The organism is Polaribacter sp. 20A6 (assembly GCF_011378915.1).
GTDB lineage: Bacteria > Bacteroidota > Bacteroidia > Flavobacteriales > Flavobacteriaceae > Polaribacter > Polaribacter sejongensis.
The window spans coordinates 328,190-344,871 of the sequence record NZ_WTPZ01000005.1 but is presented as its reverse complement, the minus strand read 5'-3'; the positions used below and the strand labels follow the sequence as shown (position 1 = coordinate 344,871).

The 16,682-nt window shown below is 29.7% G+C and carries 20 protein-coding genes; 6 read left to right on the top strand and 14 right to left on the bottom strand.

Going from position 1 to position 16,682, the window contains the following annotated elements; all coding sequences use genetic code 11:
• Positions 1-135: 135 nt before the first annotated feature.
• Positions 136-444: a GIY-YIG nuclease family protein gene (locus GQS57_RS14075; protein WP_165733494.1), complete on the top strand. Its 309-nt coding sequence runs from the start codon at positions 136-138 to the stop codon at positions 442-444.
• Positions 445-881: 437 nt separating this feature from the next.
• On the opposite strand, the gene GQS57_RS14070 is transcribed toward GQS57_RS14075, so the two are convergent.
• Together GQS57_RS14070 and GQS57_RS14065 are read right to left on the bottom strand one after the other, a co-directional pair.
• A complete protein-coding gene (locus GQS57_RS14070; RefSeq protein ID WP_165733493.1) occupies positions 882-1,976 on the bottom strand; it encodes an alkene reductase in 1,095 nt (364 codons plus the stop codon).
• Between the two features lie 87 nt (positions 1,977-2,063).
• The gene (locus GQS57_RS14065; RefSeq protein WP_165733492.1) at positions 2,064-2,639 is read right to left on the bottom strand and encodes a Crp/Fnr family transcriptional regulator; all 576 of its coding nucleotides are present in this window, start codon (positions 2,637-2,639) and stop codon (positions 2,064-2,066) included.
• Positions 2,640-2,919: 280 nt separating this feature from the next.
• Between GQS57_RS14065 and GQS57_RS14060 the strand changes: the two genes are divergently transcribed.
• Entirely contained in the window at positions 2,920-3,282 is a 363-nt protein-coding gene (locus GQS57_RS14060) for a CoA-binding protein (protein ID WP_165733491.1), read from the top strand.
• A 93-nt stretch (positions 3,283-3,375) separates the two neighbouring features.
• Here the strand turns inward: GQS57_RS14060 and GQS57_RS14055 are convergent, their stop codons facing one another.
• The 7 genes from GQS57_RS14055 to pyrR are packed head-to-tail and all read right to left on the bottom strand — an operon-like array spanning position 3,376 to position 6,952.
• Entirely contained in the window at positions 3,376-4,290 is a 915-nt protein-coding gene (locus GQS57_RS14055; protein WP_165733490.1) for a ribonuclease Z, read from the bottom strand.
• Positions 4,287-4,607: a T9SS type A sorting domain-containing protein gene (locus GQS57_RS14050; RefSeq protein ID WP_165733489.1), complete on the bottom strand. Its 321-nt coding sequence runs from the start codon at positions 4,605-4,607 to the stop codon at positions 4,287-4,289. Before GQS57_RS14050 ends, GQS57_RS14055 begins: the two co-directional genes overlap by 4 nt.
• An 11-nt stretch (positions 4,608-4,618) precedes the next feature.
• On the bottom strand, positions 4,619-4,951 hold the full coding sequence (locus GQS57_RS14045; RefSeq protein ID WP_165733488.1) for a hypothetical protein: 333 nt from the start codon (positions 4,949-4,951) through the stop codon (positions 4,619-4,621).
• Positions 4,952-4,955: 4 nt separating this feature from the next.
• Positions 4,956-5,234 carry a type II toxin-antitoxin system RelE/ParE family toxin gene (locus GQS57_RS14040; protein WP_165733487.1) on the bottom strand — a complete coding sequence of 93 codons (279 nt, stop codon included), beginning with the start codon at positions 5,232-5,234 and terminating at the stop codon, positions 4,956-4,958.
• Positions 5,227-5,460, bottom strand: coding sequence for a hypothetical protein (locus GQS57_RS14035; protein ID WP_165733486.1), 234 nt, complete (start codon positions 5,458-5,460; stop codon positions 5,227-5,229). The genes GQS57_RS14040 and GQS57_RS14035 overlap by 8 nt, the downstream gene beginning before the upstream one ends.
• Before the next feature lie 20 nt (positions 5,461-5,480).
• Positions 5,481-6,410 carry an aspartate carbamoyltransferase catalytic subunit gene (locus GQS57_RS14030; protein WP_165733485.1) on the bottom strand — a complete coding sequence of 310 codons (930 nt, stop codon included), beginning with the start codon at positions 6,408-6,410 and terminating at the stop codon, positions 5,481-5,483.
• Between the two features lie 2 nt (positions 6,411-6,412).
• A complete protein-coding gene (gene pyrR / locus GQS57_RS14025) occupies positions 6,413-6,952 on the bottom strand; it encodes a bifunctional pyr operon transcriptional regulator/uracil phosphoribosyltransferase PyrR (RefSeq protein WP_165733484.1) in 540 nt (179 codons plus the stop codon).
• Between the two features lie 217 nt (positions 6,953-7,169).
• Here pyrR and GQS57_RS14020 point away from each other — a divergent pair, with 217 nt between their 5' ends.
• A complete protein-coding gene (locus GQS57_RS14020) occupies positions 7,170-8,516 on the top strand; it encodes a tetratricopeptide repeat protein (RefSeq protein WP_240915487.1) in 1,347 nt (448 codons plus the stop codon).
• Between the two features lie 65 nt (positions 8,517-8,581).
• Here GQS57_RS14020 and GQS57_RS14015 read toward each other — a convergent pair whose 3' ends face one another.
• From GQS57_RS14015 to rlmH, 5 genes are all read right to left on the bottom strand, one after another.
• Complete coding sequence (locus GQS57_RS14015) at positions 8,582-9,613, bottom strand: M28 family metallopeptidase (protein WP_165733482.1); 1,032 nt, start codon at positions 9,611-9,613, stop codon at positions 8,582-8,584.
• Between the two features lie 47 nt (positions 9,614-9,660).
• Entirely contained in the window at positions 9,661-10,458 is a 798-nt protein-coding gene (locus tag GQS57_RS14010; RefSeq protein WP_165733481.1) for an ABC transporter ATP-binding protein, read from the bottom strand.
• A gap of 68 nt (positions 10,459-10,526) precedes the next feature.
• Complete coding sequence (locus GQS57_RS14005) at positions 10,527-11,555, bottom strand: iron ABC transporter permease (protein ID WP_165733480.1); 1,029 nt, start codon at positions 11,553-11,555, stop codon at positions 10,527-10,529.
• Between the two features lie 114 nt (positions 11,556-11,669).
• Positions 11,670-12,251 (bottom strand): non-canonical purine NTP diphosphatase, encoded by a 582-nt coding sequence (locus GQS57_RS14000; protein ID WP_165733479.1) that lies wholly within the window; start codon positions 12,249-12,251, stop codon positions 11,670-11,672.
• Positions 12,252-12,611: 360 nt separating this feature from the next.
• Positions 12,612-13,085 carry a 23S rRNA (pseudouridine(1915)-N(3))-methyltransferase RlmH gene (rlmH, locus tag GQS57_RS13995; protein ID WP_165733478.1) on the bottom strand — a complete coding sequence of 158 codons (474 nt, stop codon included), beginning with the start codon at positions 13,083-13,085 and terminating at the stop codon, positions 12,612-12,614.
• A 190-nt stretch (positions 13,086-13,275) separates the two neighbouring features.
• Here rlmH and nadC point away from each other — a divergent pair, with 190 nt between their 5' ends.
• The 3 genes from nadC to GQS57_RS13980 all read left to right on the top strand — a co-directional run bounded on the left by nadC (position 13,276) and on the right by GQS57_RS13980 (position 16,679).
• Positions 13,276-14,133, top strand: coding sequence for a carboxylating nicotinate-nucleotide diphosphorylase (gene nadC, locus GQS57_RS13990; protein WP_165733477.1), 858 nt, complete (start codon positions 13,276-13,278; stop codon positions 14,131-14,133).
• 66 nt (positions 14,134-14,199) lie between these two features.
• Complete coding sequence (locus GQS57_RS13985) at positions 14,200-16,302, top strand: M3 family metallopeptidase (protein WP_165733476.1); 2,103 nt, start codon at positions 14,200-14,202, stop codon at positions 16,300-16,302.
• 8 nt (positions 16,303-16,310) lie between these two features.
• Positions 16,311-16,679, top strand: a complete 369-nt coding sequence (locus tag GQS57_RS13980) for a copper resistance protein NlpE (RefSeq protein ID WP_165733475.1) — start codon at positions 16,311-16,313, stop codon at positions 16,677-16,679.
• Positions 16,680-16,682 lie beyond the last annotated feature (3 nt).

Here is a 16,682-nt window from a genome sequence, read left to right as displayed (position 1 = left end):
TTAAATTGTTCTTTTAGAATGATTGGTTAAAAATGTGATTTTAAACTAAAATATAGTCAAGTTAAAACATAAAACTAATTCAAACTCTAAATGTCACACTGAGCTTGTCGAAGTGTAATACCTAAAAACTAAATTATGAGAATTTATTATGTCTACATTTTACTATGTTCTGATAATTCTTATTACACAGGAATGACAAACAACTTAGAAAGAAGATTGTTTGAACATAAGTCAGGGAAAAGTAAAGACTCCTATACTTTTTCTAGGCTACCAATTGAATTAAAATGGTATTTAGAGTGTTCAGATTCGAGAGATGCAATTCAATATGAAAAGAAAATTAAAGGTTGGTCTCATAGAAAAAAGAAAGCTTTGATTGATGAAAATTGGAGTGATTTAGTAAAGTTTTCTAAAAACTATTCAGAAAACAAGGATTCTAAAATATAGTTAAGTTAAAACGTAAATCCAATTAAAATTCTAAATGTCACACTGAGCTTGTCGAAGTGTTGTTAAATAGTCTTCGACAGGCTCAGACTGACATTCGTTTTCTAAATTGTTCTTTTAGAATGATTGTCGAAAAAGGTGATTTTAAACTAAGATTTAGTCAAGTTAAAACGTAAACCCAATTAAAATTCTAAATGTCACACAGAGCTTGTCGAAGTGCAGCAAAATGGTCTTCGACAGGCTCAGACTGACATTCGTTTTCTAAATTGTTTTTTTAGAATGATTGGTTAAAAAGTTGATTTTAAATTAAAATATTGTCCAGTTAAAATGGAAACCCAATTCAAACTCTAATTGTCACACAGAGCTTGTCGAAGTGCAGCCTAATGGTCTTTATTAGACTAAGACTGCCATACACTTACAAAACACTATTTAAAAACTAATTATTTACTAGCTTTTGGGTAATCTGTATAACCTTTAGCGCCTTGAGTATAAAAAGTATCTTGATCCCACTCAGCTAATTCTAAGTTGTTTTCAAAACGTTCTACTAAATCTGGGTTAGAAATAAAAGGTTTACCATAAGCAACTAAATCTGCATCTCCATCTTCAAGTACTTTATTTCCTTTTTCTTTATCAAACGAAGTGTTAATCATTAGAGTTCCATTATATAACGGACGGAAATGTTTTGCAATTTCTGTTACTGCAAAAGGAACATCAGAAACATCTGTAAAAGGTTCTGAAAGATGAACGTATGCTAAATTGTAGTCGTTTAGTTTTTTAATAATATACTCAAATGTTGGTATGGTTTCTTCGTCTAAATTGATGCCAAACAAACCGTTTAGAGAAGGATTGAAACGTACACCTATTTTTTCTTGAGGAATTACTTCTTTCATTGCATCTAAAACTTCAAAAAAGAAACGCGTTTTGTTTTCAATGCTTCCACCATAATTATCTGTTCTTGTATTAGAACAGCTCGTAAAAAATTGATGAAATAAATAACCGTTAGAAGAGTGAATTTCTATGCCATCAAAACCTGCTTTTACTGCATTTGCAGCTGCATTTTTAAAGTCGTTAACCGTAGTTTTAATATCTTCAAGCGTCATTTCTTTTGGAGTAACCGTATCTTTAAAACCTTCTGGTGTAAAAGATTGTGCATTTGGGTTTATGGCTGATGCTGAAAGTGGTAATTCTCCATGATGAAAATCTGGATGTGATATTCTACCAACATGCCATAATTGAATAAAGATTTTTCCTCCTTTGTCATGTACACGTTTGGTTACTTTTTTCCAACCTTCAACCTGTTCATCAGAATATATTCCTGCAGTATGAATATAACCAACTGCATCTTTAGATACTTGTGCGCCTTCTGTTATAATTAAACCTGCAGATGCGCGTTGTTCGTAATACAAGCCATGTAATTCGTTAGTTGGCACATTACCTTCGTTATTTGCTCTACTACGTGTCATGGGAGCCATTACGACCCTGTTTTTTAAATTAATATTTTTATTATATGGAGTTAATAATTGTTGCTTGCTCATTTAATGTTGACTTTTATATTGTTAAATCTACACAAAATTACAGGAATAGAAAGCTAATATTATTGACTTAGATCAATTAAGAAAGATTTAACCTTTCAGTTGTCGCCTTACACGGCTTAAGTTTTCTGGAGAAACACCTAAATAATTTGCAATGTCGTAATTAGGTACTCTATCTTCTATATTTGGGTAAGAAGAGCAAAATTCTAGATAACGTTCTTGGGTGTTTTTTTCTAATGTAGATAAAATTCTTTTTCGCTGCGCGATGAATGCCTTTGTGGTTAAAATTCTAAAGTAACGTTCAAAAATAGGCGCTTCATCATAAATTTTTTGAAGATTGTCATAGCTTATAGATAATAATTTAGAGTCTTCTATAGCTTCTATATGTAATATGGAAGGTGTTTGATTGTAAAATGCATCAAAATCTCCTACCCACCAATTTTCTATAGCAAATTGTATGATATGTCTATTCCCCTTATCATCCATATAATAAGCTTTTAAACAGCCCTTTATTACAAAGTATTCGTGTTTTACAATGGCGCCTGGTAATAGTAAAAACTGACCTTTAGGTATAGAGGTTTCCGTTAAAATGGCATTAAACAATTGCAAATCAATAGTTGTTGGAGTAATATGATTATTGATATGATTTGTTATAGATTGATACATGTTACAAAGATGCTAAAAATGATTACTTAATTAAAGTGAAACTTTCTCTTTTTATTTTGATATGAAAGTATTTTTTAAGGTGAAATAAAAACCTCATTATAAGTAATGAGAACTCTAGTTATTTTATATTTCTTTTTAATTAAGATTTCATTTACTGTTTTTGTATTTTTAAAAAAATGAAATTAAATAGGTATATTGGATTTCTAATATTACTAGCTTTTATTAATCGATTGGTTTATATTTGTTATGATATTAAATTTGTTTAACGTAAATTAACAGAATGAAAAATGTAACATTAGTTCTTGGCGCATCAACAAATCCTAACAAATATTCTAATATTGCTATAAAAAGACTCGTAGATAAAAAAATACCAGTTGCTGCTTTAGGCATAAGAAAAGGAACCGTTTTAGGTGTTGTCATTGAAACCGAAAAAAAACAGTTTGAAAATATTGATACGGTTACTTTGTATCTAAATCCAAAAAATCAAGAGGAATACTATAACTATATAATTGGATTAAAACCTAGAAGGGTAATTTTTAATCCTGGGTCTGAAAATGGAGAATTTGTAAAACTTTTAGAAGAGAATTCTATAGAAATAGAAGTTGCTTGTACATTAGTAATGTTAAGCATGAATCAATATTAAAAAAGTAAATTGAATTGGTAAAGTTAAACTTCCCTTTTCAAAATATTTTATTTTCTAATAAATTTAGAAAAACCAATTCAATTTACTTATTAATTATACTTTAAATACTTTTCCTGGTTCTGCTAAGTTAGTGTTTTTAAATATTTCTTGTGCTTCCGCTTTAAAAACGTTAATATCTTTATATCTACCAGAATAATGCCCTATTATTAATTGTTTAGCGTTGGCTTGTTTTGCAATTTCAGCAGCCTGTTTTGTTGTTGCGTGTTTTGTCTTTTTTGCCAAATCTTCTCTATCTGCTAAAAAAGTAGCTTCGTGGTATAATAGATCTACATCTTTTATAATTGGCACAATGTCTGGTTTATAGCAAGTATCGCTACAAAAGGCAAAACTTAAAGGTTTGTCTGCCGGAATTGTTAATTCTAAATTAGAAACAACTTCTCCAGAAGGTAAAACAACATCTTTACCTGCTTTTATATTTAAATAATCAGCTTTATCAATATCTGGATATCCGCTAATATTTAACATGTTTAATTTTCTTGGTTTTTGCTTTTCTGTAAACAAATAACCATTTGTATAAACTCTGTGGTTTAAAGGAATTGTAGTTACAGAAACTTTATCATCTTCAAAAATAAGCTCACTTTCTTTTGAGGTTAATTCATGAAAAATCATTTTATATTTTGCGTGAGATTGAGAAACTCTCAATTGTAATAAAGTAACTTCTTTAATACCTTTTGGTCCATAAATATGGAGTTCTTTCTCTCTGTTTAAAATACCGAAAGTAGCTAATAAGCCAACCAAACCATAAAAATGATCGCCATGTAAATGCGTAATAAAAATATGATTGATTTTAGAGAAACCTACTTTATATTTTCTCATTTGACGCTGCGTACCTTCACCACAATCAATCAAAAAATGACTGTTGTTAATTTCTAAATATTGAGAAGTAGGAAAAGCGTTTTTTCTAGGAGTTGCAGAATGGCATCCTAAAATAGTTAGTGCTATACTCATCTAATCACAAATCGTTTAGAGATGGTTCTTTTATTGTCTTGAATACTATAAATGTACATACCTGTAGCTAAATTATCTTTATAAAAAGGAATGTTATTTTTACCAGATTTAATCTGAATACTTTTTCTAAATACTGTTTTTCCTAGAACATTTTTAACCGTAAAATAGATAGTCTTGTTAGCGTCTGAAGAAAAACTAATTTTGGTAGAATTGGTAAATGGATTTGGAGCAGCAGATAAACCATCAATAGAGTTTTCTTGAGAAAAACCAATTGAAGTGTAACATAAAAATAAAATAAAAAGTAGTTTTTTTACCATTTGCTTCTTGTTTAAAATCCTAGTTCTCTTTCCATAGCTTCCATTTCTATTACATCTATTGCTTCTTGTACAGTAGGAGTAATGTTAAAGTTTTCTGGAAAATCGTCTATATTAATACTAGAATTTACTAATACAAATGATGTGCCATTTTCCTTTTTTTGAGCTGCTATTCTCAAAAATAGTAAAAAATCTTTTATTGAAGCGTTAATGTTGTCTGAAATTTGTATAATAATATGCTCTTTAGATCTTTTTTCTTCTTCAATTAAGAAAGAATTGTAGAATTCAGAGAATGACTTTTCATCACTTGAAATAAGTGTATATGTATCTTTTTTTAATATTTTCATTATTTTAATTCGCTTTTGTACAAATAACATTTAAGATGTAAACTATTTCTTTTTCATAAGAATAGATTAGTTTATAATCTCTAACAATTATTCTTCGGTATTCTGATAAAATGTCATCTTTTTGAAATTGTTCAGCAAACTGAATTTCTTTTGAAGCCCTAATAATATCTTTTCTTACAATTTTTCTTGCTGATGGCGATTTAGTATACCTATATTCTAAGATTAAGAGTAAAGATTCTTGAGCTTTTCTTGTCCCAACAACTTTAGTAATCTTATCATTCATTTTCAAGTTCCTCAACAGAAATATAATCTCCCTCTTTTACTTGGTTATTTGCTGTTTCAATATCCGTAATATAATTATTTTTGGTCATTGGTTTTCCGTCAGGATAAAATGCAACGATTTCATCTTGATAATAATTTTCAAAAACGCCGTTAACAATTTTTAATACTTTGTCATCTGCGTTTTCTAAAAAATATTGAATTTTATTTTTTAATTCAGCTGTACTCATCTTTCCCAAATATAAGAAATTTATCGCTTAACTTGTTGTGCTAATAAATAAATAACTGCCATTCTTACGGCAACTCCGTTTTCTACTTGGTTTAGAATAATAGATTGATTAGAGTCGGCAACCTCACTTGTAATTTCTACACCACGATTTATAGGTCCTGGATGCATGATTACAATTTTCTTGTCGAGACTATCTAAAATCTCTTGATTAATCCCAAAAAGTTGCGTATATTCTCTAGTAGAAGGAAAGTACTTAAGATCCATTCTTTCATTTTGAACACGTAAAACATTGGCAACATCACACCATTCTAAAGCTTTTTTTAGATTAGTTTCTACTTCTACACCCAAACTAGAAATGTATTTAGGAATAAGAGTTGTAGGACCACAAACCTTTACTTTAGCACCTTGTAATTGCAGTGCAAAAATATTAGATAATGCAACTCTAGAGTGTAAGATATCTCCTACAATAACAATTTTTTTGCCTTTTACACTACCCAATTTTTCTCTAATAGAATAAGAATCTAATAGAGCCTGAGTCGGGTGTTCATGCGTTCCATCTCCAGCATTAATAATTTTAGCATCTACATGCTTAGATAGAAAAACTCCAGCTCCAACACTTGCATGTCGCATAACAACAATGTCAACTTTCATTGCCAATATATTGTTTACGGTATCAATTAAAGTTTCGCCTTTTTTTACAGATGATTGTCCTGCAGAAAAGTTAATTACATCTGCAGAAAGTCTTTTTTCTGCCAATTCGAAACTTAGTTTTGTACGCGTACTGTTTTCAAAAAACAAGTTAGCAATAGTAATATCTCTAAGAGAAGGAACTTTTTTAATAGGTCTGTTAATTACCTCTTTAAAATGATCTGCAGTTCTAAAAATAAGATCAATATCAGTTTCTTTTAGATACTTTATTCCTAATAAATGTTCTACACTTAATTCTGACATAATTATTTTGATTCTATGTAAACTGCGTCTTTTTTATGCGTTTCTTTCCAGGTAACCAATACCTTTTCATGGTTAATAGCATCTACTTGACGGCCTCTATAATTTGGCTGAATTGGTAAATGTCTACTAAAACGTCTGTCTATTAATACTAATAGCTCAATATTATCTGGTCTGCCGTAGGCTTGCATTGCAGTTAATGCAGCTCTAATGCTTCTACCAGAAAACAAAACATCGTCAATAATTACTACATTTTTACCTTCAATTATAAAGTCCATTTTAGTTGCTGTAGCTGCTAAAGGAGCATCTCTTCTTCTAAAATCATCTCTGTAAAAGGTAATATCTAATAATCCTAATTTTAAGTCTTTAACATTGTAAGTGTTTTTTAATAAATCGGCTAATCTATTAGCCAAAAAACTACCCCTTGGTTGCAAACCAATTAATACGGTATTAGAAAAATCGTTATGATTTTCGATTAACTGACAAGCCAATCGATGTAAAATTATTTCAATATCCTTTGAGTTAAGTAAGTTTTTTTTGCTCATAAGAAAGCTATCAATTTAGCTTGATAGTTATTGAAAATCAAAATTACTGTAAATAAATGTATGTGCAAAATTTATAGCAACTAAAAACGAAATCACTTTAATGTTAACTAAATTGTTAAAAAAAAAATAACCTAAATTAAATGGGAACTCGTAGTTATAGTACCTTTAATATACTAATTCAAAACTAATAGTTATGTCCCTCTTAAAGTTTGAATCCATGCTTAAAACCAACGCAGTTTATTTTTTTGATCTGGTTGAGTTTGAAGAAATAATTGTACATTATTTAGATGCTGGTAAACATGCTTTGGCTAAAAAAGCAGTAAAATTAGGGTTGCAACAACACCCTGCTTCTGTAGATTTAAAATTACTACAAGTAGAAATTTATGTTTTTGAAGATGAGTTAGATAAAGCATCCATCTTACTAAAAATAATTGAGCGTTTAGAGCCTAATAATGATGAAGTTTTTATACAAAAAGCAACCATCAGTTCTAAACAAGGAAACCATAAAGAAGCTATAGAATTATTAAAAAAAGCGTTGACTTTTACAGATGATAAAGTAGATGTTTGGTCTCTTTTAGGAATGGAATATTTGTATTTAGACGACTTTAATAATGCACGTTCTACGTTTGTAAAGTGTGTAGAAGTAGATTTTGAAGATTATTCTGCCTTGTATAATGTAGTGTATTGTTTCGATATGGAAGCTAAACATGAAGAAGCAATAACGTATTTAAATGCTTATGTAGAAAGAAATCCATATTGTGAGGTTGCTTGGCATCAATTAGGAAGGCAATATTTTATTTTAGAAATGTTTGAAAAGGCTTTAATGTCTTTTGAATATGCTGTTTTAATTGATGAATCTTTTATTGGAGGTTATTTAGAAAAAGCAAAAACCTTAGAGCAATTAGGGCGTTATAAAGAAGCGATCGATAATTATTTAATTACGTTAGAATTAGATGATGCAACTGCTTTTGTATGTCTTAGGGTAGGTGAGTGCTATGAAAAATTATTAAATTTAGATGAAGCTATTTCATTTTATAAAAAAGCGGTACATGAAGATCCTTTGTTAGATAAAGGTTGGGTGTCACTCGCTAATTTATATTTTTTAGATGAAAACTATCAGAAAGCTGCTTATTATATTTCTAAGGCGTTAAAAATTGAAGAGGATAATTTTTTGTATTGGAGACGATATGCTGAAATTAATTTAAGACTTAATTTCTATGAAGAAGCGGTGGTTGGTTATGTAAAATGTTTAAGTTTAAATGATACTGACTTAGAGGTTTTTATAGGTTTAACGGATGTATTATCTTTTTTAGGCGAATTTAACGATGCTATGAGTACTCTAGTTAAAGCACAAAAATTTTACAAAGATGCTGCTGAAATAGAATACCGATTAGCAGGCTTATTTTTTATTCTGAATAAAGAAAAATACGGATTTGATCACTTAATTACTGCTTTAAAAATAGATTACGATTATCATATTATTTTAAAAGAATTGTACCCAATTGTCTATGATGATAAAAAAGTGCAAAAGCTTTTAGTTGATTATAAAAAAGCAACGGAATAAGTTCTAAAATTAAAAACCTCACAATTTTGTGAGGTTTTTCTTAATTTTTTATTGACTAAAACGTATTACTTGCCAGCTTTATCAACAACTAACCTTGTTGCTCTATTGGCAACTTCCCATGCTGTATGAAAAACCAAACGAGTTCTTTTTTCTAGTAATTCATATTCAATTTTATCAGGAGTATCAGAAGGTTTATGGTAATCATCATGTGTTCCGTTAAAATAAAAGATTACAGGAATATTGTGTTTAGCAAAGTTATAATGATCAGATCTATAGTAAAAACGATTTGGGTCATTTTCATCATTATAAGTATAATCTAAATTAATATTGGTGTATTTAGTGTTAGCGTTTTCAGAAACTTGGTGAAGCTCTGTGCTCAATTTATCTGCTCCAATTAAATAGATGTAGTTCGTGTCTGTTTTGTGTGCGTCATCAATTCTGCCAATCATATCAATATTTAAATTACAAACAGTATTTGCTAATGGAAATATTGGGTTTTCAGTATAATATTTAGAACCTAATAATCCTTTTTCTTCACCGGTAACATGTAAAAATAATATCGATCTTTTAGGGCCTTTTCCTGCTTTTTCTGCTTCTTTAAAAGCTTTTGCAATTTCTAAAATAGCTACAGAACCAGAACCATCATCATCTGCACCGTTATAAATTTCACCATTTTTTACACCTTCGTGATCTAAATGAGCAGAAATAACTACAATTTCATCTGGTTTTTCTGATCCTTTTATAAATGCTAAAACATTTTCTGAATCTTTATATTTACCACGACGTGTATTTTTATTAATCCATTCAGCAGGTACTTCTTGATAATAATTATCGCCTCCTAAACCAGAAGAGATTCCTTTAGAAACATAGAAGTTTTTTAAAAATTCAATCGCTTTTTTCTGTCCAGGTTCTCCGGTATTTCTACCTTCAAATTCATCCGAAGCAAAAATATATAAATTAGTTTTTAAATCTTCAGCTGTAATTGATGCAGCATATTGAGCAGCATAATCGATGTTTGAATCTTCTTTTGTAGCATTTTTACTAGAGCTACATGCTATTAAAAAAAATAGTCCAAATGTATAAAGGATGTTTTTCATGAATTGTGTTGAATAAAATTATATTGAAAATAAAATAAAGCTCAAACTTAACTTTTGTTAATCACAAATTGTTGTAACGTTTTGTTAAAATTAACAAGTTCTTTAGGGAAAAGTGTGTCAAAAGCATTGATTGTTATTAATTCTGTAGGTGTACCGAAGTGTACTGTGTTTTCTGTTAAAAGCATTACTTCATCTGCTAATTGAATAGATAGGTTTATTTCGTGTGAAGAAATTATAATTGTTTTATTAGTATCTGCAACTAACTTTTTTAATAATGAAAATATCTTAATGGTATGATGCATGTCTAAATGCGCTGTTGGCTCATCTAAAATAATAATTTCTGTGTCTTGCGCTAATGCTCGTGCAATTAAAACTCTTTGCAGCTGACCATCACTTAATTCATAAAAACGGTTGTTTTTAAGGTGTTCTATTTCTGTTTGATTAATAGCTGTATCTACTTTTTCGATGTCTTTGCTAGAGAGTTTATCAATCCAATTGGTGTAAGGCTGTCTGCCTAATGCAATTAATTCGTAAACCGTTAACTGGCTTTCTGGTAAACGTTCTGTTAATACCAAACTTAATTGTGTAGAAAGTTCTTTTTCGGTGAAGTTTTGTAAATTTTTCTGATGAATGAAGATTTCTCCAGAAATAGGTTTTTGAACCTTAGAAAGTGTTCTTAAAAGTGTTGATTTACCGATTCCGTTTTTACCTAAAACTGTAATTAGTTTTCCTTTTTCAATTTCTAAATTGATCTTTGAAGCAATAATTTTTGAGTTCTTTTTTTGCTGATAACCTATGGATAGATCTTCAGTTTTAAGGATGATATGTTTATTTTTTATTTTCAAAGTTTCAAAGTTTCAAAGTTTCAAAGTTGCAGAGTTTAGCTTGTTAGCTTTATCACTTTGCTACTTAATTATACAAACAATTTCTTTTTTCTAATTAGTAGCCAAATAACTATTGGTGCACCAAATAAAGATGTAATTGCATTTATAGGTAATGTAAATTCGCTTGTAGGCATTTGAGCAATAGCATCGCAAATTAATAAAACAATGGCACCAATAATAGCTACTGCGGGTAATAAAATTTTATGATTAGAGCTAGAAAACAACATTCGTGCAATGTGCGGAACTGCCAATCCTACAAATGCAATTGGCCCAGAAAAGGCTGTAATTACTCCAGTTAAAATACTAGTGATTAGTAAAATAATATTTCTACTTTTTTTTACATTAACACCTAAACTCTTAGCATAGTTTTCACCTAATAAAAAACTGTTTAAAGGTTTTATAACGGTGATGGTTCCTAATATTCCGATACAGTAAATAATAACAAAAACGGTAATTTCATTCCAAGTTAAATTACCCAGACTACCAAAGCTCCAAAATAAGTATTGTTGAATTTGAGCAGCTTCACTAAAATAAGCTAAAACACTAATAACTGCAGATGTTAAGGAGCCAAACATCAAACCGATGATTAAAATGGACATGGTATTTCTTACTCTATTTGCTGCAATAATTACAGCAGATAAAACTAAAAAAGCACCCAGACTTGCAGCAATTGGCAAAGACCAGTTTGAGATTGAACTAGCAAGAAAAAAACCTCCAAAAACAGAAGAACCTAAAATTAAAATAGCAACACCTAAACTTGCTCCAGAAGAAATACCCAATACAAAAGGACCTGCTAAAGGATTTCGAAATAAGGTTTGCATTAGTAAACCACAAATAGACAAGCCAGAACCTACTAGAACAGCAGTTATAGCTTTTGGTACTCTAAAATTGATAATAATGGTCTCCCAACTTTCCTTGGTTACATTACCACCAAAAAGGCTATTAAAAATATCTTTAAACGGAATTGAAACAGACCCAAAACTGATGTTCAAAAAGAACAAAACGACTAGTGAAATTGATAAGAAAAAGAAGTGTTTTGTGTATGATTTGTTTTCCATTGATGGTTGTCTGGTTGTGCGCAGTCTAAACTTATTTTTAAACTTCTCTAAAGCTGCGTTATATCTTCAAGTTAAAATCCTTTTAACTTGAAGATAATGTTTTAGAGTTTGATTTTAATAATTATATTTTGATAAAAATTTCACTAATTTCTGAATTGCAATTCCTCTATGAGAAATGGTGTTTTTTTCTTCCGATGTCATTTCTGCAAAAGACTTTTCAAAACCTTTTGGTTTAAAAATCGGATCATATCCAAAACCTTTTTCTCCGTGTTTCTTTTCTAAAATGTCTCCTTTACAAATTCCTTCGAAAAGAAAATTTTCGTCATTTAAGTTTAAAGCAACTGCGGTTCTAAATTGTGCTTTTCTGTTTTCAGCAGGTTTTAAATCTACCAATAATTTTTGCATATTGTTTTCAGAATTAGAAGGCTCTCCAGCAAAACGTGCAGAATATACACCTGGTTTTCCTTCTAAGGTTTCTACTTCTAAACCTGTATCATCTGCAAAACAATTATAACCAAATTTTTTGGTAATATAATCTGCTTTTAATTTAGCGTTTCCCTCTAAAGTGGTTTCTGTTTCTTCTATTTCGTCAAAACAGTTAATATCTTTTAAACTCAATAATTGTATTGAGTCTGGTAACATTTCCTGAACTTCACTAAGTTTGTTAAGGTTGTTTGTTGCAAATACTAATTTCATTAAAAATAAATTGATTTTTAAACAAATGTAATCAATTTATATATGCTACTTTATTTTTTAGTTTACTTAAATAACAAAAAATAAAGGGTAAATTTCAAAATACATAAAACGCTGAATCCTTTACTATTATTGGTTTTTTGTGTAAAAGTTGGATTGAAATCTACAAAAATGAATCTCCATAATAAAATTTAAACGAACATTGTATGGCAAATAAAAAGATACACACAATGAAGCTACCTTAATTAGGCAAACACATTTTAGAACTGCGAAAAAAAATGGATTAACTCAAGAAGAGTTGGTCAATCAATGCAACATTAATGTTAGAATAAGTCTTTACTTTAAGGAAGGATAGAAAGTATTTTATTCATGATGATACGGCTCATTCTTTAAAATAGTAAAACCTCTGTACAGCTGTTCTACAATAAAAAGGCGAATCATTTGGTGAGAAAATGTCATTTTAGATAAAGATATTTTTCCGACAGACTTTTTATAAACCGCATCAGAAAAACCATAAGGTCCGCCAATTACTAAAACTAATTGTTTAATACCAGCATTCATTTTTTTCTGTAAATATTTAGAAAACTCAATAGAGGTAAAGTGTTTGCCTTTATCATCTAGTAAAACTAAATTATCGGTGTTCTGCAGTTTAGATAAAATCAATTCTCCTTCTTTTTCTTTTTGTTGAATTTCGCTTAGATTCTTTACATTTTTAATATCAGGAATTATTTCTAACTCAAACTTTATATAATGTTTTAACCTATTTTGATATTCATCAATTAACAGCATTAATTGTTTATTATCTGTTTTACCTATAGCGAGTAATTTAATTTTCATATTTTTTGTTTGGTCGGGCTTAGGCGAAACCTAAATTTTATGATTAATTCCTTTTTTAAAACTCATACTTACTGTGTAGCAGACAAACTTTAAAAAAAGAAAACAAATTTATAAGATTTAAAACATAAATTGGACAGAACAGACCAAAAGTTGAAAATCATTGTTATTTTTACATCAGAATTAATGAATTATGATATCAAAAGAACAATTTCAAAAAGAATTAGATTTAATTATAAAAAATGCCATTCGAGAAGATATTGGTGATGGAGACCATACTTCACTTTCTTGTATTCCTGCCGATGCACAAGGAAAGGCAAAATTGTTGGTAAAAGAAGACGGAATTATTGCCGGAGTAGAATTTGCAAAACAAGTTTTTTCTTACGTTGATGAAGATTTAGAAATAGAAACATTTATAAACGATGGTGATGATGTAAAATATGGAGATATTGTTTTTCATGTTTCTGGGAAATCTCAATCTATTTTAATGGCAGAACGTTTGGTTTTAAATGCCATGCAAAGAATGTCTGCAATTGCAACCAAGACAGCTTTTTTTGCTAATTTATTAAAAGGAACAAAAACAAAAGTTTTAGATACTAGAAAAACCACACCAGGAATTAGAGCTATTGAAAAATGGGCTGTTAAAATTGGAGGTGGAGAAAATCACCGTTTTGCCTTGTATGATATGGTGATGATTAAAGACAATCACATCGATTTTGCTGGCGGAATTACAGCAGCCATTACCAAAACAAAGAAATATTTAGCAGAAAAGAATATCGATATTAAAATTATTGTGGAAGCTAGAAGTTTAGAAGAAATTAAAGAAATTTTGTCTAACGATGGTGTTTACAGAATTTTAATAGACAACTTTAATTATGAAGATACTAAAAAAGCGGTAGCTCTAATTGGTGATACTTGCTTAACAGAATCTTCTGGAGGGATTAATGAAGAAACGATTAGAAAATATGCAGAATGTGGTGTAGATTTTATTTCTTCTGGTGCATTAACACATTCGGTTTATAATTTAGATTTAAGTTTGAAAGCGTTTTAAGAATGTTAAAAAGTCTGACTTTCTTACTCTGTAACTACTTTTAACTTTGTAACTAAAATAAAAAAAATGAAAAAATATATAACAATTGCAGCTTCTTTAATGTTGGTGATTTCTTGCAACACTAAGGAAACTAAAAAAGAAAACACGATGGATATTTCTAAAAATCCTTTATTGATAAAAAGTACTTTAGAGTATGGAACGCCAGATTTTACTAAAATAAAGTCGAAACATTTTTTACCGGCTATTTTAGAAGGTATGAAATTACAAAACGAGGCAATTGTAAAAATTACAGAGAACACAGATGATCCAACTTTTGAAAACACTATTTTAGCTTTAGAAGAAAGTAGCAAAAAATTAGATGACGTAAATGCAGTTTTTTATGGATTGGCAGGCGCGCATACCAATGATACGATTAAAGAAAATCAAAAAGAATTAGCACCAAAGTTTTCTAAACACAACGATGATATTTTACTAAACACACAATTATTTGCAAAAGTAAAATCGGTTTATGAGAATCTTTCTGAAGCTAATCTAGATGCGGAATCTAAACATTTAGTTGGTGAGTATTTTAAGAATTTTTCTAAAGCAGGCGCAAATTTATCCGAAGAAAAAAAGGAGAAATTAAAAGAAATCAATTCAGAAATAGCGAGTTTGTCTAATGATTTTGGAAAGAAATTATTAGATGCAAGTAAAAAAGGCGGAATTACAGTTACTAATAAAGAAGATTTAAAAGGTTTTTCTGATGAAAAAATAAAGTCTTTAGAAAAAGATGGTGCCTATGAAATTCAGTTAGTAAATACAACGCAACAAGCTTCTTTACAAACCTTAGAAAATAGAGAAGTAAGAAAGGAATTGTTTGAAAAATCGATTCATAGAGCAGATGCTGGTGAATACGATACGAGTGATCTTGTTTTAAAAATGACAAAGTTAAGAGCAGAAAAAGCTCAGATTTTAGGTTTTGACAACTATGCTAGTTGGAGTTTACAAGGAACCATGGCTGCAACACCAGACAAGGTTTTTAATATGTTTGAAAACTTAATTCCTGGCTCATTAGAAAAGGCAGCATCAGAAATAAAAGAGATTCAGGCAGAAATTAATAAAGAAGGAAAAGATTTTAAATTAGCGCCTTATGACTGGAATCATTATGCAGAAAAAGTACGTAAGTCTAAATATAACTTAAACGAAGATGACGTAAAACCTTATTTTGAAATGACAAACGTTTTAGAAAAAGGAGTTTTTTACGCTGCTACAAAGTTATACGGAATTACATTTAAAAAACGTACAGATATTCCTACTTATCACCCAGATGTTGTGGTGTATGAGTTGTTTGAAGAGGACGGTTCTAAATTAGGATTATTCTTTGGAGATTATTTTGCAAGAGATAGCAAACGTGGTGGTGCTTGGATGAGTAATTTTGTAAAACAATCTAAATTACGTAACCAAAAACCGGTAATTTATAATGTTTGTAATTCATCTAAACCAGCAGAAGGAGAACCTGCATTAATCAGTTTTGATGAAGTAGAAACCATGTTTCATGAGTTTGGCCATGCATTACACGGTTTCTTCGGAAATCAACAATATACGTCTATTTCTGGTACAAGTACAGCAAGAGATTTTGTAGAATTTCCTTCTCAGTTTAACGAGAACTGGGCAACGCATCCAGAAATTTTAAATAATTACGCGATACATTATAAAACAGGAGAAGTGATTCCTGTAGAATTATTACAAAAAATTAAAGATGCAGGTACCTTTAATCAAGGATATTCTATGATAGAGAATTTATGTTCTTCTAGTTTAGATATGAAATGGCATACAATTTCTGCAAATGATACTATTGAAGATGTCGCTGATTTTGAAGCAGAAGCTTTAAAAAGTATGAAATTAAATTTGGATGAAATTCCACCAAGATATCGCTCTACTTATTTTGCACACATTTTTAGTGGTGGTTATGCAGCAGGTTATTATTCTTATTTATGGACAGAAATGTTGAGTCATGATGCGTATGATTGGTTTAAAGACAATGGCTTGTTAACTCGTGAAAACGGACAAAAATTCCGTGAGCAAGTTTTATCTAAAGGAAACACAATGGATTATGCAGAAATGTATAAAACATTTGCAGGTAGAGATCCTAAAGCAGCACCAATGTTAGAAGCAAGAGGTTTAAAATAATTAATAAAATGAAACATATTATAAAAGTTATAGCAATAGTTTGTATTCTATTTTCAGCATGTAAAAATAACACACCACAAGATGTCTCTGGTGTTTATATTGGCGAATTTCCATGTGCAAGTTGTACGGGAATCGATAATACAATGACCTTAAATTCAGATGGAACTTTTGTGTTAGAGAGCGTGTATAAAGGACAAGGTGATGATGCTGTTTTTACGAAAACGGGAAATTATTCCGTTGAAAACGGAAAAGTAATTTTAGCCTTAGAAACGAGTCCATTTAAATATGAAATTGGTGACAATTACATTGAAATGCTAGATATTGATGGTAATAAAATTGAAAGTGAGTTAAATTATAAATTAACAAAACAAGAATAAGTT